The following is a 22,768-nucleotide window of genomic DNA, read 5'->3' as shown; positions in this document are numbered from 1 at the left end:
GCCCTTCCTCCTGCGCCGCACGGGGATGACTGCGGGCGTCAACTTGCCTGAAAGCCTGCTATTGTATAAGCGCCCCGGTTCGCATGCGAGAGGGGCCCCGGAAGGTTTGACCGACATTGCCGCCATGACCACGCCCGGAATCAGCTACTCGCTGTCCGGGCCCAGCGAGAAGCACGATCCCGCCCACCTGCCGGTGCGGGGCGATCTTGCCCATATCCGCCTCGCCGGAAAGGTGTTCGTGCCGCACTACGTCGTCCCCCTGCCCCACCGGGTCAACGGCGCCGGCACCCAGGTGCTGAGCGCGGCCCGCGCCGATGCCGAGGTGCTGGCGGTCCTGCCCACGGGCACCGGCTTCCAGGTGCTGGACCTGGCCGGAACCTGGGCCTGGGGCCAGGTGGGCGAAGCCGATGCCGAGGATGGCCTGGTCGGCTATGTCCCGGCCGAGGCCCTGCACGCGGTCGAATAACGGGGAGCGGAATGACCCGGACCGTCTTCATCGATGGCGCGGTCGGCACGACCGGGCTGGAAATCGCCGAGCGCCTGGCGGGGCGCCCTGAATTCCACCTGATCACCCTGCCCGAGGCGCGCCGCAAGGACGATGCCGCCCGGGCCGAGGCGCTCAACGCGGCCGATTTCGTCATTCTCTGCCTGCCCGACGATGCCGCGCGGGCTGCCGTGGCGATGATCGCCAACGACACCACCCGGGTGATCGACGCCTCGACCGCGCACCGTGTCGCGCCCGGCTGGACCTATGGCTTTCCCGAGGTGGTCGGGCGCGAGGCGATCGCCGCGGCAGCGCGGGTCGCCAACCCGGGCTGCTATCCGACCGGCTTCATCGGCCTGCTCGCCCCGCTGGTCCGCGCCGGCCTGCTCCCGGCGGACTGGCCCTACACGGTCAATGCCGTGTCCGGCTATTCCGGCGGCGGCAAGGCGCTGATCGAACGCTTCGAGGCCGATCCGGATATCGCCTTCCGCGACTATGGGCTGGCCCTGGGGCACAAGCACATCGGCGAGATGCAGCGACTCTGCGGTCTGGCGCACCCGCCGGTCTTCGCCCCCGCGGTGATCCCCGCCCATCGCGGCATGGTGGTCGAAATCCCGCTGCCGCTCGCGGCGATGCCCGGCGCCGCCGGCCCGGATGCGCTGCGCGACGCCCTGGCTTCGTTCTATGCCGATTCGCCGCTGGTCCGGGTCGTGGCCGATCCGGCCGATGAACTGCTGCTGCGCCGCTCGGCCAGCCCGTGGGACGGGCTCGAGCTGCGCGTGTTCGGCGCGGCCGATGGCACCCAGGCGCGCCTGATCGCCGTGCTCGACAACCTGGGCAAGGGCGCCAGCGGCGCCGCCGTGCAGAATCTCAACCTGATGGCCGGCCTGCCCGAAACGTCGGGACTGCACGGCTGACGATCTGCCTGTTTTTAAGGCAGGGCGCGCACAATTTTTGGGCATCATTCCCCACGATTGCCTGACAGGTAATTTCGCCGTCGTTGGCCTGCCAGACGCGAATCTTGCGAATCCACTCTTTTCGATCCGTCGCCCTTGGCCTAGGGCTGACGAAGGTCTCTGGCACGATTCTTGATACCAACGGCCCGAGACAAGGGACATCCGGTCCGGTCAACATGACCGCCAGGGCGGACATGGGCGATCGGACCACGCGCAGGGGTCTACGTGACGTGAAAAAGATCGAAGCGATCATCAAGCCGTTCAAGCTCGACGAGGTGAAGGAGGCGCTGCACGAAATCGGCGTGTCCGGCATCACCGTCACCGAGGCCAAGGGCTTCGGCCGCCAGAAGGGGCACACCGAGCTGTACCGCGGCGCCGAGTACGTCGTCGACTTCCTGCCCAAGGTGAAGCTCGAAGTGGTCGTGCCCGACGAACTGGCCGAGCGCACCGTCGAGGCGATCGCCGCCGCAGCCCAGACCGGGCGGATCGGCGACGGCAAGATTTTCGTCATCCCGATCGAAAGCGCGCTGCGCATCCGTACGGGTGAACGGGACGACGCGGCGATCTGATCCGTCCGGACAGGTCAAGGCGTCACAGGGGTAGACATCATCACCGGTTTCCATCGTCCCGGCCCATCCGGGGCGAAGGAAAGAATACAACAAAGGGATCACGAATGACCAAGGCTAGCGACGTCCTCCAGCGCATCAAGGACGAGGAAATCCAGTGGGTTGACCTGCGGTTCACCGACCCGAAGGGCAAGTGGCAGCACCTGACGATGGTCGCCTCGGTGCTTGGCGAAGGCGAGCTGGAAGACGGGCTGATGTTCGACGGTTCGTCGATCGAGGGCTGGAAGGCCATCAACGAGTCCGACATGATCCTGAAGCCCGATCTGGACTCGGTCTATGTCGATCCGTTCTCGGCCACGCCGATGCTGATCATCAACTGCGACATCGTCGAGCCCTCGACCGGTGACCTCTACGCCCGCGACCCGCGCTCGACCGCCAAGCGCGCCGAGGCCTACGTCAAGGCCACCGGCATCGGCGACACCGTCTATGTCGGTCCGGAAGCCGAATTCTTCGTGTTCGACGACGTCCGCTTCTATGACGGCTACAACGGCAACGGCTTCTCGATCGACGACATCGAGCTGCCGACCAACTCGAACAAGGAATACGAAGGCGGCAACCTCGCCCACCGTCCGCGCGCCAAGGGCGGCTACTTCCCGGTCGCCCCGGTCGACAGCCTGGTCGACATCCGCGGCGAGATGGTCTCGACCATGATCGAGATGGGCCTGCCCTGCGACAAGCACCACCACGAGGTCGCCTCGGCGCAGCACGAGCTGGGTCTGACCTTCGGCACCCTGGTGCAGACCGCCGACCGCATGCAGGTCTACAAGTACGTCGTGCACCAGGTCGCCCAGGCCTATGGCAAGACCGCCACGTTCATGCCCAAGCCGATCATGAAGGACAACGGATCGGGCATGCACACGCACATCTCGATCTGGAAGGAAGGCAACCCGCTGTTCGCCGGCAACGGCTATGCCGGTCTGTCGGACATGTGCCTGTACTTCATCGGCGGCGTCATCAAGCACGCCAAGGCGCTGAACGCCTTCACCAACCCGACCACCAACAGCTACAAGCGCCTGGTGCCGGGCTATGAAGCCCCCGTGCTGCTGGCCTATTCGGCCCGCAACCGTTCGGCCTCGTGCCGCATCCCCTATGGCGCCGGCGCCAAGGCGAAGCGCGTGGAGTTCCGCTTCCCCGACGCGATGGCCAACCCCTACCTCGCCTACTCGGCGCTGCTGATGGCCGGTCTCGACGGGATCAAGAACAAGATCCACCCGGGCGAAGCCATGGACAAGAACCTGTACGACCTGCCCCCGGCCGAGCTGGCCGAGGTCCCGACCGTCTGCGGTTCGCTGCGTGAGGCGCTGGAATCGCTCGAGGCCGATCACGACTTCCTGCTGGAAGGCGGCGTGTTCACCAAGGACCAGATCGAAGCCTATATCGAACTGAAGTGGCCGGAAGTGCTGCGCTGGGAAACCACGCCGTCGGCGGTCGAGTTCGACATGTACTATTCGGCCTGATCCCTTCGGATCACCGAGACAGGAAGGGCGCTCCGGGCAACCGGGGCGCCTTTTCCGTTGGGGCCGCGCGCGGGCACCAGCCGGCCGCGCTGTCCTACTCGCCGCGCCCATGCCACACTGCGCGCGGTTCTTTGCATCGTTGTCTTGCCGCACCGGGCAAACTTCCCTTTGCCGGTCGCACCAGGGTGAACTTCACGAAGTTCGCGCGGCTCCGACGCAGATCCCCGCAGCCTTTTCCACAAGCCGCGCGGACTCGGGACCAACCGTTTGCAACGCCCGACGAACCGCAGACTGGGCAGGTTTCCGAATCTCTCCCCGTGGGCCAGACCGGCCCGCGATGACGGGACGGGTTCTTGGTGCGATCACGGCAGCGCTGGTGCTGCTCGCCACGCCGGTGGAGGCGCAGGCGCGCATCCAGTGCGTGGCCTTTGCCCGGGCCCATTCGCTGATCCAGTTGGCCGGCAACGCGCGCGACTGGTGGGCCAGGGCGCTGGGCATCTACCAGCGCGGCCAGACCCCCCGCGCCGGATCGGTCCTGGCCTTTCGCGCCACCGGATCGATGCCGATGGGTCATGTCGCGGTGGTCAGCAAGGTGATCGACGATCGTCACGTGCTGCTGGATCACGCCAACTGGTCGCGCCCCGGGCAGGTCGAACGCGGCGTCATGGCGGTCGACGTGTCGGCCGGGGGAGACTGGAGTGCGGTGCGGGTGTGGCATGCGCCCTCGCGGTCGCTCGGTGTGCGCGTCAGCCCGGCCTTCGGGTTCATCTATCCCGCCGCCGAAGCCACTCTGGCAACCGCGCGGGCCGCAGGCGCGGCGTTGGGCCTGAAGCGCTGACCGGCGCTCACACCGCCAGGCGGTAGGACCTGACCTTGTCGGTGGCGAGCAGGCCGATCACCTGCTCCGGCGTCAGGGCGCGCCAGTAGAGATAGCCCTGAACGTACTGGCAGCCCGCCGCATGGACCAGTTGCTGCTGGAGCAGTGTCTCGACCCCTTCGGCCACGACCTTCATCCGCAAGGTGCGGCCCAGCGCCACGATCGCGCGGAGGATCGACTGGGCGTCGATGTCGCTTTCGATCCCCTGCACGAAGCTGCGGTCGATCTTGATCCGGTCGAACTGGAAGGTGCGCAGATAGGCGAGCGAGGAATAGCCGGTCCCGAAATCGTCCAACGCGACGCGGAAGCCCATGTCCTGCAGTTCGGCGAGCAGATCCAGCACGCGTTGTGACCGGTCGAGCAGGACGCCCTCGGTGATCTCGAAGCTGAAGCGGCTGGGATCGACGCATTCCTCGCCGATCAGGCGTCGCAGGGTGCCGACGAAGTCGCGCGTGACCAGCTGGAGCGGGGACAGGTTGATCGAGATCTCGGCCAGCCCGAAATCGTGGCTGTCGGCAAAGACCCGGCGAAGCACCCATTCGCCCAGTTCGGGCATCAATCCGGACTGTTCCGCCACCGGCACGAAGGTACCCGGGCTGATGTCCCCGCGTTCCGGGTGGTGCCAGCGCACCAGCGCCTCGAACCCCGCAATCGAGCCATCGGCCAGGTTGATGATTGGCTGATAGGCCATGGCAAGGTGATCGCAGGCGATCGCGCGGCGCAGCTCGCCTTCGATGTCGCGCCGCCAGCGGATGGTCGCGTCGAGCTCGGCCGTGAAGCGGCGATAGCGGGCGCGGCCCTTGGCCTTGGCTTCGAACAGCGCCACGTCGGCGTTCCGCAGCACCGCCTTGGCATCGGCCGCCTGCTCCGGACCCCACGAAATGCCGCAGGACACGGTGATCGCCACGGTCTGCCCGAACACCATGAAGGGTTCGGCGAACAGGGCCATCAGTTCGGCCCCCAGCTCGTCGGCGCAGGTCCGTCCATCGGCGCCGCGGCGGACCAGCACGAACTCGTCGCTGGCAAGCCGCCCCAGCACGTCGCCGGGACGCAGGGTCCGGCGCAGGCGCTCGGCGACCTGGACCAGCACGTCGTCACCGACATGATGGCCCACGGTTTCGTTGATCGCCTTGAACCGGTCGAGGTCGAAGTAGGCCAGCACCACCTGCTCGCCACTGTCCCGGCATTCCTCGAGCAGCGCAGTCAGGCGCTGCATCACATGGGTGCGGTTGGGCAAGCCGAGCAGGGAATCGTGCAGCGCGATATGCTGGGCCCGCGCCTCACTGGCGGCCAGTTCGCGCGAAACGCGGATGGCTTCGCGAATCCCGACCGCGCCAATCGCGAGGACCAGACAGTAAAACAGGATGTAGCCGGCCAGCAGCGGCGCCGTGCGCACCAACAGCAGTGGGCCGACCACGTGGGGTTGCCAGGTGAGCCAGCCCAGTTCGCGGTCGTTTCCGTCCACCATGGCCATCGCATTGCGCCGGGTCGAGGCCGGTGGGCCGCGTTCCAGCCGCAAGTCCGTCAACAGGGTCGCCCCGCCGATGCGGGCCAGCAGAGCCGGGTCGATGTCGCGCACGGTCACCAGCAGGTTGGGCCGTTGTCGCAGCAGCTCGAAATGGGAGTCGGGCAGGACGGTGATGACCGTCATCAGGGCCGGGCGGCCATGATGATCGATCAGGCCGCCGTATCGCCGCCGCAAGGGACGTCCATCGGCACCGAACGGCCAGCGGGCATCGGTCAACTGGCGATAGGTCACCGGGCGGCCGCTGAGCGATGTGTCGCTGTCGACGATCCGCAGCGCCGCGCGGACTTGCGGAACCAGGGCCCGATAGCGAGATGGGCGGCCCGAATTGCCCCCCTCCCAACTGCGCAGCAGCTCTCCCTGCGGGTCGATCAGGTAGATCGCGTTGGCCCCCAGCGTCTCGGTCAGGAACGTGCCGAAGTAGGTGTCGGTCCAGGTCGGGTCGATGCGATGGCCCTGTCCGGCGTTGCGCATGGCATCGTCCCAGGTCACCTGCAGCGTCTGGGTGTCCATCAACCCGCGAACGGTGACCTCGATCTGGTTCTCGAGCAACTGGCGTTCACCGGCGCGGATCGCCTCGTCGGCGGTGCGGGTGGCGTGGAAGAAACCCCCGACCAGTGCTGCGGTGAAGGTGGCCAGCGCAACGAAGATGACCAGCATCGCCCGGCGCATGCCGGCTTCCGCGCGCACGAGACCGCGGAACATCTGACCAAGCTTGTCCCTGGACGCCATGGCATCGGCTATGACCGCCCGACCCGAAAATCTGGTTAATCTGGCCCCAACAATTCAGCGGAAGAACACCGATCCGGCCTAGACCCTTTGGCAAGACCTGACCTGCCGGAAAGCCGCACAAAGGCGTGGGTTCAAACGATCTCAGTAATCCTTGCTGACCCGGGCATCGATCCCCTGCCGACCCAGGCTGGAAACGCTCGCCAGGATCGAGAGCCAGCGGGTCACCCGGTACTCCAACTGGGTGGCGTTGTAGCCCCGTCCGTCGGTGACGATCTCGGCATAGAACCGCCGACCCAGGTTCTTGCCGACCGCCACCGACGTGCCGCGTCCGGTGGTCGCGTCGGCGCCCATGATGCGCAACCGGTCCAGCCCGATCGCGGTGCGCAGCTTGTTGATCGGATCAAGGCCCCCGCCTCCGCGCAGCGACGCCAGGGCCGCCCCGATCTGGACCGCCTCAGGGGTGGACAACTGGGTGATCGAGCTGCCGAACAGCAGGCGCGAAAGCAACTCCTCCTCGGGCAGGGAGGGCACCGAGCTGAACCGGATCTCTGGCTTGCCTGCCGTACCCTGGACCGCCACCGTGGCGGTCAGGTTGGTCACCTCGGCGGTGGCGGCGATGTCCAGGCGGGGATCGGGCGGGCTGTTGCCATCGAAGCGGATCACCCCCTTGGTCAGTTCGAAGCGCTTGCCGGCAAAGTCGTACCCGCCCCGCACCAGTTGCGCCTGGCCCTGGATGGCGGGGGCATCCGTCGTTCCGCGCAGGCGGATGTCGGCCCCCCATTCGCTGTCGAGCCCGAGGCCACGCACATCGATCCGGCCATCCCCGTGAGCGTCGATCAGGTAGCGCCACGGCGCTGCCGGAGCGCGGGTCGGGGCCATGTCGGCACGCGGATTGATCTCGCGGGTACGGACATTGGGCAGTTCGGCCGTGACCGAGGCCCGGCCGAGATTCCAGCGCGCGGCGCCGATCGTCACCCGCCCGGCGATCGTCCCGCCGACCCCGTTGGAGACGATCCGCAAGGGCCCGCTGATCGTCGCGGCCATGTCGTCACGTGCGATCAGCTCGGCGTCGCGGGCCGCCAGCCGCAGGTCGATCGCCGGGCCATGTCCTACGCCCAGGCCCGACAGGTCGACCATGCCGCTGCCGCTGACCTGGCCGCCGTTGCGGGCCGTGCCGCTGAACGCCGCCAGTTGCAGGCGCGATCCGGCGAAGGTGCCGCGCGCCGACACATTGCGCATGTCGGTTCCGGTCAGGGCGCTCTGCAGGCGCAGGCCGCTGCTGGCGAGCGAACCGTTGATGACCGGGTCCTTCAGCGCCCCGGTGATATCGGCCGCCACGTCGATCGGACCGTTCAGATCGAAGGTCTCCAGCGCGGCCAGCCGCCACAGCGCGTCAGCAGGGCCCGAATAGCGCAATTGCCCGAACAGGGCGCCGGCCTGCAGCCGCTCGATCAGGGTGCCGGCCGCGGGCAGACGATCGATCCGCCCCTGCAACCGTCCCCGCACCGCCCCGCCTTCGCGCACCACGGCGCGGGTTTCGAGGCTATCGGCGGCCAGCCGGGCAACGATGGCGAGATCGATCGGGCGCGAGCTGAGCACCAGGCCCGAGCGGGTCAATCCCCGCACGTCGAGCCGCGCCTCGGCGGTCGGCACGCCCTCCGCCGAAGCCCGCCAGGCCACCGTGCCGGACGCCTTGCCGCCCAGCCCGAGATCGGCCGTCACGATGTCGATCAGGTCCAGCGGCATGTCCGCCATGGCCAGATCGAGCCGGGTCTCGCCATCGAACCGGCCCGAGGCGATCAGCCGCCCCCCGGCGAAATCGATCTGGCTGGGGGCCAGCTCCCACCCGTCCCCTGCCCGGGTCAATACCGCCCGGCGCGGCATGGCGATGCGCTGCCCGGCATAGTCGCCCTGAGCCAGCAGACGGTACTGGTCGGGGCTGATGTCGGCCAGGACCTGCAGCGCGAACCGGCTGCCGCGAGGCCCGGAGAGCGAGGCGTTGACCTTGCCGACCCCGTCCTTCAGCGCGGCGTTGGCGGCGATCCGCCCGATGAACAGGCTGCCCTGCTGCACCCCTTCGGCGAACAGGTTGCCGCTGACCGTGGAGTGCCCGTCGATCAGGCTGCCGCTGGCGCTGACCCGAGCCAGGGCGATGCCCAGGGGGGTGGTCCCGCCGAACCTCGCATTCTCGGCCGTCAGCGCCAGGTCAAAGCCCTGGCCGCCATCGCGCGGGGCGAGGCGGATCGTTCCGTCGAGCCCGCCTCCGGCCAGGGCGAGCGCTCCGGTCGCGGCCGTCTGACCCAGCGTAAGCTCACCGGTCACGGCCGTCTGCCAGACCTTCATCTCTTCCACCACGATGCGGGTGTCGCCTCCCGGGGGCGAATGGAGCCCGAGGCGCCCCTCGAACGGCCCAAGCCGCGATTGCCCGGCGGTCTCGATCCGGAAGCCTTGCGCGATCGGCGCCAGGGCCACCCGAACGTCGCGCAGGCCCGCCGCCGGCAGGGGGTCGGCCAGAACCAGCACTGCATGCGGCCCATCCTTTGCGACCGAAGCCTGCAGCGTGAACCGGCCGTACTGGACGTGCTTGCCCGTGCCGGACAGCGTGGTCACGCCGCCGGGCAGGTTGCGGCCGCTCAGCGCCACCGCCAGCTTGCTGCCGTCGATCGCGAAGCGCTGGAACAGCAGGGGCTGGGCGCCGCCCACCCGGACCCCGCCGGCAAAGCGGATACCGGTGCCGGCCAGCGTGGTCAGGGTCGCGTTGCGGACCTGGGTCATCCGCCCGCGCACGGCCGCGTCGACCAGCAACGGCCGCCGCCCGAACCGGGCGTCGAGCCGGAGATCGGCGTTGGCCAGGCCCAGATTGGCGAGGACAACGTCACGCGCGGCGACCGGTCCGGTCAGGCGGTACTCGCCCTGCGCGGTGTCCCCGGCCAGGGTGAGCGAGGCCCCCAGGCCCGGCGCACCGACCACAAGATCGCCCGAGGACAGGCGCGTCCCGCCGAGCCGGATCGTTCCCCGCGCCCGGCCGCTGGTCAGGCGGGGATCGACCATGGCATTGCCGGTCACGATCCGGCCGGTGGTCAGGTCGACCGGCAGCGACCAGCCCTTGGCGCTGCGCAGGATCTTACCCTGCTGAACCACGTTCGCCGCCGCGAAGCCAACATAGACGATCCGTGCCGCGGTGAAGCGGTGATCCACGGCAAGCTCGCGCAAGGGGCCGTCGAGTGTGGCCGCGAAGCGCGCCTGCTCAATCCGGGTGCCGGGGCCGAGCAGTGCCGCATCGCGGCTGCGAGCGACCAGATGGACCCCACGCAGGGCGTTACGGGCCAGGTCGGCCGTCCCGTCGATGGCCAGATCCAGCCCGCGCGCCACGGCTTCCGCCTGTCCGGACAGGACCGAATCGACCAGGGTTCCCTCGGCCCGCACCTGCACGGTTTCGCCGGTCGCCCGGGCCAGCACGCCGCTGACCCAGGGGCCAGGATGCACCGGTCCGACCAGGCTGTATCGTCCGCCCCTGTTGCCCAGCGCCAGATCGGCCACCCGCGCCGTACCCTGCTCCAGCACCGCTCGGCCGCGCCAATCGGCATATCTTCCCGCCCCGTTGACCCGCAGCGCCAGGCTGCCGCGCGCGCCGACCAAGGCGGCCAGCACGCCGCCGCGCGGGGCCTGATAATCGATCCGGACCTGGAACCGGTCGGCCTTGGGTTCGCTGTCGAGAAAGGCGTGGAGCCGGTCACGCCCGCCCAGTTCGGCATCGGTCCGCAGATAGACCCGGCCCTTGCGAATCCGGGTCTGTGCCACCAGGTCGATGCGCCGGGCGGCGCCGGTCAGGGCCTTGTCGACGGTCAGCCGGTCCAGCTCGAAGCGATCGATCCGGATGTCGAAATCGGGCAGGATCGGGGCATCGGGATCGCCGGGGTTCAGCTGCGGGGCGCGGTGCAGCAGTCCGCGGCGCAGGACCAGCTTGCGCACGTCGAGCCCCGAGGTGAACCAGTGCAGCGGCCGCCAGTCGAGTTCGACCACAGGCACATCGAGGAATGGCCCCTGCGGGTCGGAGAAGCGCACGTCGTGGAGCGTGGCCGCGCCCATCAGCGATCCGTCGATCCGCCCCACCTCCACCCGCAGCCCCGACGCCGGGGCATAACGGGCGATCCGGTCAACCACGAAGCGGTGGCCGATCGGGCTTTCCAGCACCACCAGACCGATCACCACCAGTCCGACCAGCGCGAGCAGTCCGGCCAGCAGCCAGCGTGGCCAGCCGCGCAGGCCGCGGCTCCGCTGCCGGACTTCCTCCTGCGCCGAGGGTTCGGGGAAGTCTACCGCCCCGGGCATCAGAACGCCTGCCCCAGGGCGACGCTGACGGTCACCCGGCTGTCGCCCGGTCGCGGATTAAGCGGTGTGCCCACGTCGAGGCGGATCGGGCCGAACCCGGTCTTGTAGCGCAGGCCCAGACCCGCACCGTAACGCAGCCCGGACAGGGTTGGGGTGATCGATTCAGCCACGGTGCCGGCATCGACGAACGGCACCAGCTCGACCGCGCCGTCCAGCAGCCCGGTGGCTATGCGCGCCTCGGCGCTGAGTTCGACCAGCGAACGCCCGCCGGATGGATCGCCTGCGTTGTTGCGGGGGCCGATCTCCTGGAAGCCATAGCCGCGCACCGATCCGCCGCCGCCGGCATAGAACCGGCGGGACGGGGCGATGTTAGCGAGATCGGTGCCGGGAATCGTGCCGATGCGGGCGCGGGCCGCCAGAACCACCCGCGAACCGGCCGACTTGTAGGCCGACAGATCGAACTGGACGCGGGCATACTCCACGCTTCGGCCGTTCTGCTGCTTGGAAATCTCGGGCGAGACGCGCAACCCGGCCCGCCAGCCCCGGGTCGGGTCAAGCAGGTTGTCCGAATAGTCGAGCGCACCGCGCAGCGGCAGGGCGGCGATGAAGAAGGTGTTGCGCGGCACCGACTGACCACCCACGGCGCTTTCCCGCTCCTGCGTGGCGAGGATTTCCAGCCCCGCAGCCCAGATCCAAGGCTTCTGGAACAGGAGCGTGGTCAGCTTCTCGAAGCTCGCGCCAAAGGCGATGGTCCGCGCGGTGTAGGCATCGCGCTGCACCGTGTTGGCATAGAGGTCCAGGGTCAGCACCTGATCGCGGCCATGCCAGTTGTTCCAGCGCACCGTGGTGCCGGCCAGTTGCTCAAGCGTGCCGGCCACACCGCGCAGCCGCAGCATGCCCTCTGGCGGGAAGAAATTGCGGTGTTCCCAGCTCCCCTCCAGGCGGAAGCCGTTGCCGGTCTCGTAACCCACCGAACTGGCAATCGTGCGCAGCGGCCCTGGTGTCATCGCCACGTCCATGGCCACTGTCCCGGGCTGCCCCGGTGCGGGCGGCGGCGCGGTCTCGCGCGGGGTCACCGTCACACTGGCAACCAGCCCTGTGGCCAGGATCGCCCGGCGCAGATCCTCTTGCTGGGACCGCTTGTAGAGCTGGCCCGGCTTGAACCGCGCGATGTCCGCCAGGTGCCCGGACGAGAGGAAGCGCGGTTGCTGGCTGATCACCGGACCATAGGCATATATGCCGCCCGGCTCGACCGGCAGGGTGAGGTCCCCTTCCAGGCGCTTGTGATCGACCACCAGAGCAGGATCGCCCACCTTGGCGAAGGTGTGTCCGCCCTCCCCCAGTGCGACATCGAGCGCGCCGCGCTGGGCCACGACGCGATCGTTGTCGAGCGGATCGCCCGGGGCGATGGCGAAGGTCCGCCGCAGGGCCGCGGCATCGGGACCGGCCTGATCGAGCTGACCCAGATCGATCGTGCCGAAGCGGAAGCGGGTACCGGGCTCGATGTCGAACCGCACCGCCACGTCGGCCCGCGCCTCTGGGCCACCGGGCCCGGTCGCGGTCGCCCCACCCTTCCCCACGGTCTGGGTCACCAGCGCGTCATAGTACCCGTAGATCCGCAGCAACTGGGCGATCAGGTCACGATCGGCCCGGGCCCGGGCCGAGACCTGGGCGAAGGTCGCATCCCGGCTGTCATAGCGTTCCAGGGCCGACAGCTTGGCGAAGCGGTCAAGGAAGGCGGGGCGTTCCGGAAAGGTCTGCAGACGGGCGGGAAAGACCAGCGACAGGTGGTCCGAGACGCGGACCTCGTCCCCTGCGGTCAGCACCTGGGGCTGGCCATCGGCGGGCTGGCCGGCGAGCGCCGTCACTTCGGGATCTGGCGGCAGCGAGGCCAGCGCCGGCTTGTCCGCCGTGGTATCGGGCCAGGGCACGGTCATCCCCGGCAATTCGGCGAGCGGGGCGGCGGGATCGACCGGCCCGGCCGCAGGCGTGGCTGGCAAGACCAGGGTGGGCTCGCCCGGCGGAACCGGCGCACTTTTCGCCCAAGCCTCGGGATCGGCCAGGGCGGCATCGGGAATCAGATCGTGCAGATCCGCGTCGGACGGGGGCACGGGCGCGGGCAGGACCACCGCCGGCGGAACTGGCGCAGCCTGGACGGTTGCGGGATCGACCGTTGCGGGCTCTAGCGTTGCGGGCTGGGCCAGGGCCGGCGCCGCACAACCGGCCGCGAGCCCTGCGGCAAGCCAGGGCATCAAATGGCGCGTCAGGCTAGAGGCGATCGTTATCGGCGGCCGGCGATAGACCGTCTGCGACAGGCTGCCCGTCGGCCGGGTCGGGCGTGCGCGCCACGGACTGGATAAGTCGATCCTGCTCGGCATCGCTCAGGCGTTCCCAACCGTCGCGCCCGAGCCGTTCGAGCGGCCGGTAGCGCACCTTGTACTGCATCCGCTCCGAGCCCTCGACCCAATAGCCGAGATAGACATAAGGCAGACCCATGCGTGCCGCGCGGCGGATGTGATCGAGAATTATGAAGTTGCCAAGCCCTGCGCGCGCCTCATGAGCGGGATCGTAGAAGCTGTAGATCATCGACAGGCCATCGCCCTGCCGGTCGGTGAGGCAGGCCCCGACCAGGCGACCCGGCGTGCCCCCGTCTCCAGGTTCCCGATACTCCATGACAAAACTCGTCACCGGGGTATGTTCCACCATGTCGGCGAAATCGACCTCGTCCATCTGCGCCATGCCGCCGTCGGGATGGCGGGTACCAAGGTAGGCGCGGAGCAGTTCGAACTGCTCGGGCGTGGCCCACGGCTTGCACTCGGTCACCACCAGATCGAGGTTGCGCTTGAGGTTACGGCGCTGGGTGGAGGACGGGCGGAACTCGGTAGCGCAGACCCGCACCGAGACGCAGGCGCTGCAATCGCCGCAGGACGGGCGGTAAGCGACGGTCTGGCTGCGGCGGAAGCCGATCCGGCTCAGCGCATCGTTGAGCGCGTCGGCATGCGGCCCCTTGAGCTCGGTGAACACCTTGCGCTCCATCCGCCCAGCCAGATACGGACAGGGCGCCGGGCTGGTGACAAAGAACCTGGGAAAACGGACAGGTGCAGTCACTGCGCCGGTGATCCTCGATCCATTCGGGCCCCACCAGGGAGCGGCGCACGAAAGGCTCGTGCGCTTCGATGGCACGACTATGCGGCGAGTGGCCGCGAGAGGAAAGTGCTTTAACCATCATTAACCCACAATAAGGGTTAATGCGTAAAAAAGCTGACCTCCGCCCCGATCAGTTCACATCCACCTGACTGACGTCGTAGCCCTTGGCGCGCAGCGCGGCGACCAGCGCTTCCAGCTGGTCACGGTCGCGCGCCTCGCATTCGATGTCGGTGATCAGGCCCTTGGCCGGCAGGTGCGTGAAGATGCGCTGGTGCCAGATCTCGATGATGTTGATGTTATGGCGGTTGAACTCTTCCATCACCTTGAACAGGGCACCGGGGCGGTCCTGAAGGGTCAGCCGCAGGCGGGCGAGACGGCCGGAGCGCGCCAGGTCGCGCAGCAGCACGTTGGCCAGCAGGCGGGTGTCGATGTTGCCACCAGTCAGCACGATGCCCACCTTGCGTCCGGCGAACAGCTCGCGGTTGGCCATCACCGCGGCCAACCCGGCCGCGCCGGCGCCTTCGACTACGGTCTTCTCGATCTGCAGCAGCAGCGCCACTGCCGCTTCCATCGCCGGTTCCGACACGAGCAGGAATTCGTCGAGCAACTGGGCCAGGACCCTGCTGGTGAACTGCCCCGGTTCCTTCACCGCGATGCCTTCGGCCAGGGTATCGCCCCCGGTCGGGTACTGGGTGCCCTTGAGCTTGTTGTACATCGACGGGAACAGCTCGGCCTCGACCCCGACCAACCCGATGCCGGGCTTCAACCCGCGCGCGGCCGTGCCCATCCCGGTGGCCAGCCCGCCGCCGCCGACCGGGATCACCAGCATGTCGAGCTCGGGCACGTCCGCGAGCATCTCGAGCGCGACGGTGCCCTGCCCGGCGGCCACGGCCGGCTCGTCGAACGGGTGGACGAAGGCCAGCCCCAGTTCCTGCTCCAGCCGCCGGGCATGGGCATAAGCCTCGTCGAAGGTCTCACCCTCCAGCACGACCTTGCCGCCGACCGCCTCGGTCTGCATCACCTTCACCGTCGGGGTGGTGCGCGGCATCACGATGGTCACCGGCACGCCCAGGCGGGTGCCGTGATAGCTCAGCCCCTGGGCATGGTTGCCCGCCGAGGCCGCGATCACCCCGCGCGCGCGCTGCTCGTCGGTCAGCAGCAGCAGCGCATTCAGCGCGCCGCGCTCCTTGTAAGCGGCGGTGAACTGCAGGTTTTCGAACTTCAGCCAGATGTCGCAGCCGGCAATCTCGCTCAGGGTCCGGCTGTGCTCGGTGGTCGTGCGCACAACCTTGCCGGCAATCCGCATCGCGGCTGCCTGCACGTCGGTCAGGGTCAGCAGCGCCGGTTCGGGCGCCTCGGCGGAGAGCGGTGCAAGCGTCGACATAGTGGGCCGGGCCCTAGGATATTCCGCGCGGCTTGTCGAACCGCTAATCGCCGCAATCTTGTTGCGCGACCACGCCATTCCGGCCCCTGGTGAGCACGGCCGCGATCCCGGTGACCACCATGATCGCCACGGTATCGGCCACCCAGTCGCGGATGTCGCAATCGCGATGCAACGCCGGGATCGCCTGGACCACCTCGATCAGCGCGCCCAGGAAGGACAGCCGCTCGATCGTGCGCCAGCGCGACGCCCGGGGCCAGCCGAGCGCGGCCAGCGTGCTCAGCGCCGCGAAGGCCAGGATATGGTGGAACTTGTCGCCCAGGGCGTCGGTCGGCAGCTGCAGCGGTTTGGGGAGGATCGCCATGATCACCGCGAAGACCAGTGCGGCGCAGAACAGCACCCGGGCGGCGGTCGAGAACAGCGGCTGGGGTATTGGCATAGCCTGCGCCTTAGCCGCTCATCGCGGGCGAACCAAGCACGCTCTTTGGGCTGGCGGCGCCGCGATTTGCGGCTAAACAGGCGGACGATGACCACCCCTTGCAACGTCAGTTTCATTGGCCTCGGCGTGATGGGCGGCCCGCTCGCGCGCCACCTCGGCCAGGCTGGCCACCGCCTGACCGTGTTCAACCGTTCCCCCACCCGGCGCGACGCCTGGCTGGCGGCCAATCCGGGGCTGGCGGTGCGGGTCGCAACCAGCCCGGCCGATGCCGCTGACGGGGCCGATGTGGTCCTGACCTGCGTGGGCAACGACGATGACCTGTCGGATGTCGTGCTGGCGCCCAACGGCGTTTTCTCCACCCTGCGCCGGGGCGGCCTGTTCATCGATCACACCACGGCCTCGGCGCGGATCGCCCGGCAGATCGCGGTCGAGGCACGCGACAAGGAGGTGCTCTGCGTCGACGCGCCGATGACCGGCAGCCAGATCGGCGCGGAAAAGGGAACACTCACCCTGATGTGCGGCGGTCGGCCCGAAGCGATCGCGGCGGCCCAGCCGATCTTCGCCGCCTACACTCAGCGCGTGGTCCATATCGGTAAATCCGGCTATGGTCAGCTCGCCAAAATGGTGAACCAGATCTGCATCGCCGGGGTCGTGTCGGGCCTGTCCGAAGCGATGCGCTTCGCCCAGGCCAGCCGGCTCGACACCGACAAGGTCTATGAGGCGATATCCGGCGGGGCGGCGCAGTCGTGGCAGATGGACAACCGCTGGAAAACCATGGCCGCCGACGAGTTCGACTTCGGCTTCGCGGTGGACTGGATGCGCAAGGACCTGGGCCTGGCCATGGACGAAGGCCGTGCCCTGGGCGTCTCGCTGCCGATCACTGCGCTGGTCAACCAGTTCTATGCCGAGGTCCAGGCGCTGGGCGGCGGGCGCGAGGACACCAGCGCACTGGTCCGCCGCCTGCCGCTGCCGGGTCGGAAGCGGTAGCGGCGGCAACAAGCCCGTTGGGTTCATCCGCGGCACCAGCAGGACGTTCAGGAGCCATGACAATCAGCCTTCCCCGCAACCACCCGATCATCCTTGCGACTTCGCTGCTGATCGCGGCGGGCAGTGCCCCCGCCCTTGCCGATACCCTGATCGACCATGTCGACGGTTTCACCCTGACCGAGGACGGCAAGGTCGAACGGCTCGACGGGCTGCTGATCGGCAACGACGGCAAGGTGCTGCGGGTGCTCCACCGCGGTGACAAGCGGCCGGCCAAGGTGGACTACCTGCTGGACGGCAAGGGCCGCGTGCTGATGCCGGGGCTGATCGATGCCCACGTCCACGTCATGGAGGTGGGGCTCGGCGCGCTGACGCTGGACCTGTCGACCACGCGCAGCCTAGCCGAGGCGCAGGAGAAGATTGCCGCCTATGCCGCCGCCCATCCCGATCATCCGTGGATCCTGGGGCGCGGCTGGAACCAGGAGGTCTGGGGCCTCGGCCGCTTCCCCACCGCCGCCGAACTCGACGCCGTGGTCAAGGACCGTCCGGTCTGGCTGTCGCGCGCCGATGGTCACGCCGGATGGGCCAACAGCGCGGCGCTGGCGGCGGCCGGGGTCAGCGCGGCGACCCAGCCCCCGGTGGGCGGCCGGATCGAGCGTGTCGGTGCCAACCAGCAGCCCGCCGGGGTGCTGGTCGACGCGGCGCAGGAGCTGGTCGGCCGGGTTGTCCCCCAGCCCCGCCCCGAGGACCGCGACCTGGCCTTTGCCAAGGCGCAGGAGCTGTTCCTGAAGCGCGGTCTGACCGCCGTGGCCGACATGGGCGCGTCGATCGAGGACTGGCAGGCGTTCCGCCGTTCCGGTGACCTTGGCGCGCTGCGCATTCGGATCATGGCCTATGCGGCCGGGACCGAGGCGATGACCCTGATCGCCGGATCGCAGCCGAGCCCCTGGCTCTATGACGACAAGTTGCGGCTCGGCGGCGTCAAGCTCTACCTCGATGGCGCGCTCGGCTCGCGCGGGGCCCTGCTCAAGGCGCCCTATGCCGATGCCCCGGGCCAGTCGGGCCTGCCACTGCTGAATGAGGCCCAACTACGCAACCTGATGAGCCGCGCCGCGCTCGACAAGTTCCAGGTCGCGGTCCACGCGATCGGCGACAAGGCCAATGCCCGCGTGCTGGACGCGATTGCCGAGCTGTCCGAAACCTACAAGGGTGATCGCCGCTGGCGGATCGAGCATGCCCAGGTGATCGATCCGGTCGACCTGCCCCGGCTCGGCCAGCACGGCACGATTGCCTCGATGCAGCCGGTTCACCAGACCTCGGACCGGCTGATGGCCGAAGCACGGCTGGGACCAGCCCGCCTGAACGGGGCCTATGCCTGGGCTTCGGCGCTCAAGGCCGGCGGCCGGCTGGCCTTCGGCTCGGACGCGCCGGTGGAACTGCCCGATCCCTGGGCCGGCCTCGCCGCGGCGATCACCCGGCAGGACGAGAATGGCCAGCCCTATGGCGGCTGGCAGCCGCAGGAGCGTGTCACCCGCGAGGATGCCCTCGCCGCTTACACCACCGGCGCGGCCTATGCCGGCTTTGCCGAGACCCGCTTCGGCCGCCTCGCCCCCGGGCTGCGCGCCGACTTCATTCTGGTCGACCGCGATCCGCTGATGGTCTCGTCCAGCGAACTGCGCGCGACGCGGGTGCTTGAAACCTGGGTGGGCGGGCAGAAGGTGTGGTCGGCGGAGACGGCCTCTACGCCGTGAGGGTGGAATGCCCGGCTTCGGCCGGGAAGCGGCTCAGTTCTCTGAACTCGTGGTCGCAGGCAGCCCCGCCTCCGCTGCCTGCGCTTCGGTGGCCTTCTCCTGCTCCGCCTTGCGCTCGGTGAACAGCATGAACAGCAGCGAGCCCTCGAACAGGAACAGCAGCGGGATGGCGAGCATCAGTTGCGACAGCACATCGGGCGGGGTGATGACCGCCGCGATCGCCGTGATCGCCACGATCACATAGCGGCGCGCACCGGCCAGCTGCTGGCGCGAGACGATTCCAGCGCGGTTGAGCAGCAGCAGCAGGACCGGCAGCAGGAAGCTGATCCCGAAGGCCAGGATGAACTGCATGACCAGGCCGAGATAGTCCTCGGAATTTGGCAGGGCCTCGATCTTGACCCCGCCATGGCTGCCCTGGAAGCCCAGCATCCAGCCGAAGGCCTTGGGCATGACGACATAGTACGCCAATGCCGCGCCACCGGTGAACAGCACCGGAGTGGCGATGAGAAACGGCAGGAAGGCCTTCTTTTCGCGGGCATAGAGCCCGGGCGCGATGAAGGCCCAGATCTGGTTCGAGATGATCGGGAACGAGACGAAGAAGGCGGCGAACAGCGCCACCTTCAACTCGACGAAGAACTGCCCATAGAGCTTGGTGTAGATCAGCGTCCCCTGCCCGGCCTCGGCCAGCGGACGGAGCAGGAAGGACAGGATGTCCCCCGCGAAATAGAGGCACACCCCGAAAGCGAGGGCGAGCGCGATGATGCTGCGGACCAGCCGGGTGCGCAGCTCGAGCAGGTGATCGAGCAGCGGGGCCTGGGTCTCGTCGATGTCATCGATGCGGAAGGCCATGGTCAGTCCCCCGCGTGCCCGGCGGCCACGCCATCAGCCGAGGCCGCGGTTCCGGGGACTGCGTCCGGCGTGCCCGGGGTTGCGGCAATGGGTGCCTCGGCGGTCACGGGATGATGCTCAAGCGCGGGGACATGGCCCTCGGCCGCGGCAGCGGCGGCCGCCGAATCGATGTCGGGATCGGCGGTGACGGTCGGATGGGCGGCCATGATCGCGGCGTTGCGCGCCTTCCATTCGCGCTCCATCTCCTCCAGCTCCGCCTCGCGCACCATGTTCTCGAAGCCGGCGCGGAAGGCGTTGGACATCTTGCGCATCTTGGCGACCCAACGGCCGGTCACGCGCATGGCGCGCGGCAGGTCCTTGGGGCCGATCACCACGATGGCGACAACCGCCGTAAGCAGCAGTTCGTCGGCGCCGATATCGAACATGGGAGGGGAATCCGCCGCGGCTTAGCGCGGGAGCTGATCGCCCGAGGGCTGCTGCGCGGCTTCGGTCGGGGCGGCAGCCGGCGGGATTTGCGCCGGCGGCGGAGCCGGCCGCGCCGTCTCGTCGTCGGCCATGCCCTGCTTGAAGCTCTTGATGCCCTTGCCGAAGTCACCCATCATCTCGGAAATCCGGCCGCGGCCGAACAGCACGAGCACGACCAGCGCGACGATCAGCAGGTGGGGAAGCGAAAGACCCATCAAAGCAACTCCTGAGACAAGGGCGGCGGTCCCAGCGGGGCCACCCGGTCAGCGTATCGCCCATAGGGCTCGCCGTCTTGCTAATCTAGGGCGTTTTCCGGCGTATTGCCAGTATCCCCGCCCTGCGGACGCGGCGACTGGTCGGAATACCGGGCATCGGCAGGTCCGGGAAAGCGATCAGGGGCCATGCCCATCGCCTCGGCCAGCACATCGTCGACCGGATCGAGTAGCCCGGCCGCGCGCAGCTCATCCAGTCCGGGCAGGTCGCGCCGGGATTCGAGTCCGAAGTGGGAGAGGAACGCCTGGGTGGTCGCATAGATCACCGGTCGGCCCGGCACCTCGCGGCGGCCCGCAGCCCGGACCCAGCCGGCTTCGAGCAGCACGTCGAGCGTGCCGCGCGCGGTCTGCACCCCGCGGATCGCTTCGATCTCGGCCCGGCTGACCGGCTCATGATAGGCGATGATCGCCAGCACCTCGGTCGCCGCGCGCGACAGGCGGCGCACCTCTTCCCGCTCGCGCCGGAGCAGGTGGGCCAGGTCGGCGGCGGTCTGGAAATGCCAGCATCCGCCGCGTTCGACCAATGTGATGCCGCGACCGGCATAGTGCCCAGCCAGCTCGGTCAGGGCCGGCCCGACCTCCGCCCCGCCGAGGTGGGCCGAGATGGCGGCCGGGCTCATCGGTTCGGTCGCCGCGAACAGCGTCGCCTCGACCGCGCGAACCAGATCGTCGGGCGCCCGCCCGAGGTCAGGGCCGATCGCTTCGCTCATCCCCGCACCCCGCGCAATTGCAGCGGCCCGAACACCTCGCTCTGGGCCAGTTCGGCCTTGCCCAGCCGGGCCAGCTCGAGCGCGGCGACGAAGCTGGAGGCCAGGGCCGAGCGGCGCAGGCGCGGCTCGGCCTGGGGCGGCAGGAAATCGCGGAGCTCGATCCAGTCGAGCGAAACCCCCAGCATGACCGAGACCCGGGCCAGTGCGGATTCGAGCGTGACCACCATCCGGTCGCGCACCATATGGACCACCGGCGCGCTGCGCGCCTTCACCTGGGCATAGGCCTGGACCAGATCGAACCAGTCGCAGGCCCACTGGTTGCGCCGATCGACCGCCAGCCCTTCGGGATTGCCGCGCGGGAACACGTCGCGCCCCAGCCGATCCCGGGCCAGCAGCCGCGCCGCCGCCTCACGCATGGCGCCCAGCCGCTGCAGCCGCAGTTGCAACCGCAGCGCCAACTCTTCGGGACTGGGCTCTTCCTGCTCCTCGCGCGGGAGCAGCAGCCCGCTTTTCAGATAGGCCAGCCAGGCCGCCGTCACGAGGTAGTCGGCCGCCAGTTCCAGCCGCAGGGCGCGGGCGCGTTCGATGTATTCCAGATACTGGTCGACCAGGTCGAGGATCGCGATCCGCCGCAGGTCGACCTTCTGGCGGCGCGCCAGATCGAGCAGCAGGTCGAGCGGTCCTTCCCACCCGTCGAGCGAGACGACGAGCGCCTCGGCCTCCACCGTGTCGGCCGTCTCGGCGTTCACGCGTGCAGCGCCAGCAGGCTGTCGCGCTTGGCCGCCAGCGCCGCACCGCGGGACGGATCGGCCACCAGCGGACCCGTGCCGGCGAGTGCGACCGCGAGCCGCGCGGCACTGTCGGTGCGGATGACCGGGCAAGCGGCCGCGATGCCGATCATGTCGTCCATCTTCGCCCAGCAGTTAAGCGCGATGTCGCAGCCAGCCGCCAGCGCCCGCGCCGCGCGCTCGGGCACGGGCCCGGCAAGCGCCTCCATGTCCAGATCGTCGGTCAGCAGCAGACCGCCGAAACCGATCCGCTGGCGAATGATCTGCTCGATCACGAAGGGCGACTGGGTGGCCGGATGCTCGGCATCCCAGGCGGTGAAGCGGATATGCCCGGTCATCGCCACGGGAGCATGGGCGAGCGCGCGGAAGGGGGCCAGGTCGCGCTCCAGCGCGGTCTCGTCGGCGGTTACGGTGGGCAGCTCCTTGTGACTGTCTGCCAGAGCCCGGCCGTGCCCGGGCATGTGCTTGACCACGCCGACCACCCCGGCCCGCGCCAGCCCGTCCAGGATGGCCCGCCCCAGTGCAGCGACGCGGAGCGGCTCGGTACCCAGGGCGCGATCGCCGATCACGTCGTGGGCACCGGGTTCGCGCACGTCGAGCACCGGCCAGCAATCGCACGAGATTCCGACCTCGGCCAGCTCCAGCCCCAGCGCCTCGGCATTGCAGCGCGCTGCCTCGATCGCGCTGGCCGGCGCCACATCATAGAGCCGATCGAAGGCCTCGCCGGTCGGAAAGGCTGGCCACACCGGCGGCTTCATCCGCGCGACCCGGCCGCCTTCCTGATCGATCGTGACCAGCAGCCGCTCCCGCCCGTGGATCGCGCGCAGCTCATCGGTCAGGGCGCGGACCTGCTCGCGGCTTTCCACATTGCGGCCGAACAGGATGTAGCCCGCCGGATCGGCATCGGCGAAGAACGCCCGTTCGTCAGCGGTGAGCCGGGGCCCGGAGAGCCCGAAAATCGCGGGGATCATGCCCGGGGAATCGCAGCAAAAC

19 protein-coding genes are annotated in these 22,768 nt (G+C 69.0%); 7 read left to right on the top strand and 12 right to left on the bottom strand.

The features are described from left to right. The first annotated feature begins 124 nt into the window (after positions 1-124). From H7F49_RS04570 to H7F49_RS04550, 5 genes are all read left to right on the top strand, one after another. Positions 125-466: an SH3 domain-containing protein gene (locus tag H7F49_RS04570; RefSeq protein ID WP_185682396.1), complete on the top strand. Its 342-nt coding sequence runs from the start codon at positions 125-127 to the stop codon at positions 464-466. Between the two features lie 11 nt (positions 467-477). Further along, positions 478-1,401 carry an N-acetyl-gamma-glutamyl-phosphate reductase gene (gene argC, locus H7F49_RS04565; protein WP_185682395.1) on the top strand — a complete coding sequence of 308 codons (924 nt, stop codon included), beginning with the start codon at positions 478-480 and terminating at the stop codon, positions 1,399-1,401. Between the two features lie 269 nt (positions 1,402-1,670). Further along, positions 1,671-2,009, top strand: a complete 339-nt coding sequence (locus H7F49_RS04560; protein WP_185678187.1) for a P-II family nitrogen regulator — start codon at positions 1,671-1,673, stop codon at positions 2,007-2,009. A gap of 104 nt (positions 2,010-2,113) precedes the next feature. Next, on the top strand, positions 2,114-3,523 hold the full coding sequence (gene glnA / locus H7F49_RS04555; protein WP_185682394.1) for a type I glutamate--ammonia ligase: 1,410 nt from the start codon (positions 2,114-2,116) through the stop codon (positions 3,521-3,523). Between the two features lie 337 nt (positions 3,524-3,860). Then, positions 3,861-4,361, top strand: coding sequence for a CHAP domain-containing protein (locus H7F49_RS04550; protein ID WP_185682393.1), 501 nt, complete (start codon positions 3,861-3,863; stop codon positions 4,359-4,361). 7 nt (positions 4,362-4,368) lie between these two features. Here the strand turns inward: H7F49_RS04550 and H7F49_RS04545 are convergent, their stop codons facing one another. The 6 genes from H7F49_RS04545 to H7F49_RS04520 all read right to left on the bottom strand — a co-directional run bounded on the left by H7F49_RS04545 (position 4,369) and on the right by H7F49_RS04520 (position 15,956). After that, positions 4,369-6,630: a putative bifunctional diguanylate cyclase/phosphodiesterase gene (locus H7F49_RS04545; protein WP_185682392.1), complete on the bottom strand. Its 2,262-nt coding sequence runs from the start codon at positions 6,628-6,630 to the stop codon at positions 4,369-4,371. A gap of 168 nt (positions 6,631-6,798) precedes the next feature. Beyond that, entirely contained in the window at positions 6,799-10,989 is a 4,191-nt protein-coding gene (locus H7F49_RS04540) for a translocation/assembly module TamB domain-containing protein (protein WP_185682391.1), read from the bottom strand. Beyond that, positions 10,989-13,241 (bottom strand): autotransporter assembly complex protein TamA, encoded by a 2,253-nt coding sequence (locus tag H7F49_RS04535; RefSeq protein WP_185682390.1) that lies wholly within the window; start codon positions 13,239-13,241, stop codon positions 10,989-10,991. The genes H7F49_RS04540 and H7F49_RS04535 overlap by 1 nt, the downstream gene beginning before the upstream one ends. Positions 13,242-13,257: 16 nt before the next feature. Then, positions 13,258-14,097, bottom strand: a complete 840-nt coding sequence (locus H7F49_RS04530; protein ID WP_185682389.1) for an arginyltransferase — start codon at positions 14,095-14,097, stop codon at positions 13,258-13,260. A 169-nt stretch (positions 14,098-14,266) separates the two neighbouring features. After that, positions 14,267-15,520: a threonine ammonia-lyase gene (locus H7F49_RS04525; RefSeq protein ID WP_185682388.1), complete on the bottom strand. Its 1,254-nt coding sequence runs from the start codon at positions 15,518-15,520 to the stop codon at positions 14,267-14,269. Between the two features lie 43 nt (positions 15,521-15,563). Then, positions 15,564-15,956: a VanZ family protein gene (locus tag H7F49_RS04520; protein ID WP_185682387.1), complete on the bottom strand. Its 393-nt coding sequence runs from the start codon at positions 15,954-15,956 to the stop codon at positions 15,564-15,566. Between the two features lie 87 nt (positions 15,957-16,043). Between H7F49_RS04520 and H7F49_RS04515 the strand changes: the two genes are divergently transcribed. Both H7F49_RS04515 and H7F49_RS04510 read left to right on the top strand, forming a co-directional pair. Beyond that, positions 16,044-16,943: an NAD(P)-dependent oxidoreductase gene (locus H7F49_RS04515; protein WP_185682386.1), complete on the top strand. Its 900-nt coding sequence runs from the start codon at positions 16,044-16,046 to the stop codon at positions 16,941-16,943. 56 nt (positions 16,944-16,999) lie between these two features. Beyond that, positions 17,000-18,691, top strand: a complete 1,692-nt coding sequence (locus H7F49_RS04510; protein ID WP_185682385.1) for an amidohydrolase — start codon at positions 17,000-17,002, stop codon at positions 18,689-18,691. Between the two features lie 33 nt (positions 18,692-18,724). Here the strand turns inward: H7F49_RS04510 and tatC are convergent, their stop codons facing one another. The 6 genes from tatC to nagZ all read right to left on the bottom strand — a co-directional run bounded on the left by tatC (position 18,725) and on the right by nagZ (position 22,746). After that, entirely contained in the window at positions 18,725-19,540 is an 816-nt protein-coding gene (tatC, locus tag H7F49_RS04505; RefSeq protein ID WP_185682384.1) for a twin-arginine translocase subunit TatC, read from the bottom strand. Between the two features lie 2 nt (positions 19,541-19,542). Continuing rightward, entirely contained in the window at positions 19,543-19,965 is a 423-nt protein-coding gene (gene tatB, locus H7F49_RS04500; RefSeq protein WP_185682383.1) for a Sec-independent protein translocase protein TatB, read from the bottom strand. Between the two features lie 21 nt (positions 19,966-19,986). Next, positions 19,987-20,220 carry a twin-arginine translocase TatA/TatE family subunit gene (locus H7F49_RS04495; RefSeq protein WP_214647657.1) on the bottom strand — a complete coding sequence of 78 codons (234 nt, stop codon included), beginning with the start codon at positions 20,218-20,220 and terminating at the stop codon, positions 19,987-19,989. 80 nt (positions 20,221-20,300) lie between these two features. Beyond that, positions 20,301-20,987, bottom strand: a complete 687-nt coding sequence (gene scpB, locus H7F49_RS04490; RefSeq protein ID WP_185682381.1) for an SMC-Scp complex subunit ScpB — start codon at positions 20,985-20,987, stop codon at positions 20,301-20,303. Continuing rightward, on the bottom strand, positions 20,984-21,736 hold the full coding sequence (locus tag H7F49_RS04485) for a segregation and condensation protein A (protein WP_185682380.1): 753 nt from the start codon (positions 21,734-21,736) through the stop codon (positions 20,984-20,986). Before H7F49_RS04485 ends, scpB begins: the two co-directional genes overlap by 4 nt. After that, entirely contained in the window at positions 21,733-22,746 is a 1,014-nt protein-coding gene (nagZ, locus tag H7F49_RS04480) for a beta-N-acetylhexosaminidase (RefSeq protein WP_185682379.1), read from the bottom strand. Before nagZ ends, H7F49_RS04485 begins: the two co-directional genes overlap by 4 nt. Positions 22,747-22,768: the final 22 nt, after the last annotated feature.

The sequence above is a fragment of the Novosphingobium aerophilum genome, assembly GCF_014230305.1.
Classification (GTDB): Bacteria; Pseudomonadota; Alphaproteobacteria; order Sphingomonadales; family Sphingomonadaceae; genus Novosphingobium; species Novosphingobium aerophilum.
Note: the sequence above shows the minus strand (reverse complement) of the source record. Positions and strands in the feature narration are given on the sequence as shown.

Excerpts from the sequence above, each read along its gene's own strand:
- H7F49_RS04495 (WP_214647657.1), bottom strand. The coding sequence starts at position 20,220 with ATGGGTCTTTCGCTTCCCCACCTGCTGATCGTCGCGCTGGTCGTGCTC.
- H7F49_RS04520 (WP_185682387.1), bottom strand. The coding sequence starts at position 15,956 with ATGCCAATACCCCAGCCGCTGTTCTCGACCGCCGCCCGGGTGCTGTTC.
- H7F49_RS04535 (WP_185682390.1), bottom strand. The coding sequence starts at position 13,241 with ATGCCCTGGCTTGCCGCAGGGCTCGCGGCCGGTTGTGCGGCGCCGGCC.
- H7F49_RS04545 (WP_185682392.1), bottom strand. The coding sequence starts at position 6,630 with ATGTTCCGCGGTCTCGTGCGCGCGGAAGCCGGCATGCGCCGGGCGATG.
- H7F49_RS04550 (WP_185682393.1), top strand. The coding sequence starts at position 3,861 with ATGACGGGACGGGTTCTTGGTGCGATCACGGCAGCGCTGGTGCTGCTC.
- argC (WP_185682395.1), top strand. The coding sequence starts at position 478 with ATGACCCGGACCGTCTTCATCGATGGCGCGGTCGGCACGACCGGGCTG.
- glnA (WP_185682394.1), top strand. The coding sequence starts at position 2,114 with ATGACCAAGGCTAGCGACGTCCTCCAGCGCATCAAGGACGAGGAAATC.
- scpB (WP_185682381.1), bottom strand. The coding sequence starts at position 20,987 with ATGAGCGAAGCGATCGGCCCTGACCTCGGGCGGGCGCCCGACGATCTG.
- tatC (WP_185682384.1), bottom strand. The coding sequence starts at position 19,540 with ATGGCCTTCCGCATCGATGACATCGACGAGACCCAGGCCCCGCTGCTC.
- tatB (WP_185682383.1), bottom strand. The coding sequence starts at position 19,965 with ATGTTCGATATCGGCGCCGACGAACTGCTGCTTACGGCGGTTGTCGCC.
- H7F49_RS04540 (WP_185682391.1), bottom strand. The coding sequence starts at position 10,989 with ATGCCCGGGGCGGTAGACTTCCCCGAACCCTCGGCGCAGGAGGAAGTC.
- H7F49_RS04510 (WP_185682385.1), top strand. The coding sequence starts at position 17,000 with ATGACAATCAGCCTTCCCCGCAACCACCCGATCATCCTTGCGACTTCG.
- H7F49_RS04570 (WP_185682396.1), top strand. The coding sequence starts at position 125 with ATGACCACGCCCGGAATCAGCTACTCGCTGTCCGGGCCCAGCGAGAAG.
- H7F49_RS04515 (WP_185682386.1), top strand. The coding sequence starts at position 16,044 with ATGACCACCCCTTGCAACGTCAGTTTCATTGGCCTCGGCGTGATGGGC.
- H7F49_RS04525 (WP_185682388.1), bottom strand. The coding sequence starts at position 15,520 with ATGTCGACGCTTGCACCGCTCTCCGCCGAGGCGCCCGAACCGGCGCTG.
- nagZ (WP_185682379.1), bottom strand. The coding sequence starts at position 22,746 with ATGATCCCCGCGATTTTCGGGCTCTCCGGGCCCCGGCTCACCGCTGAC.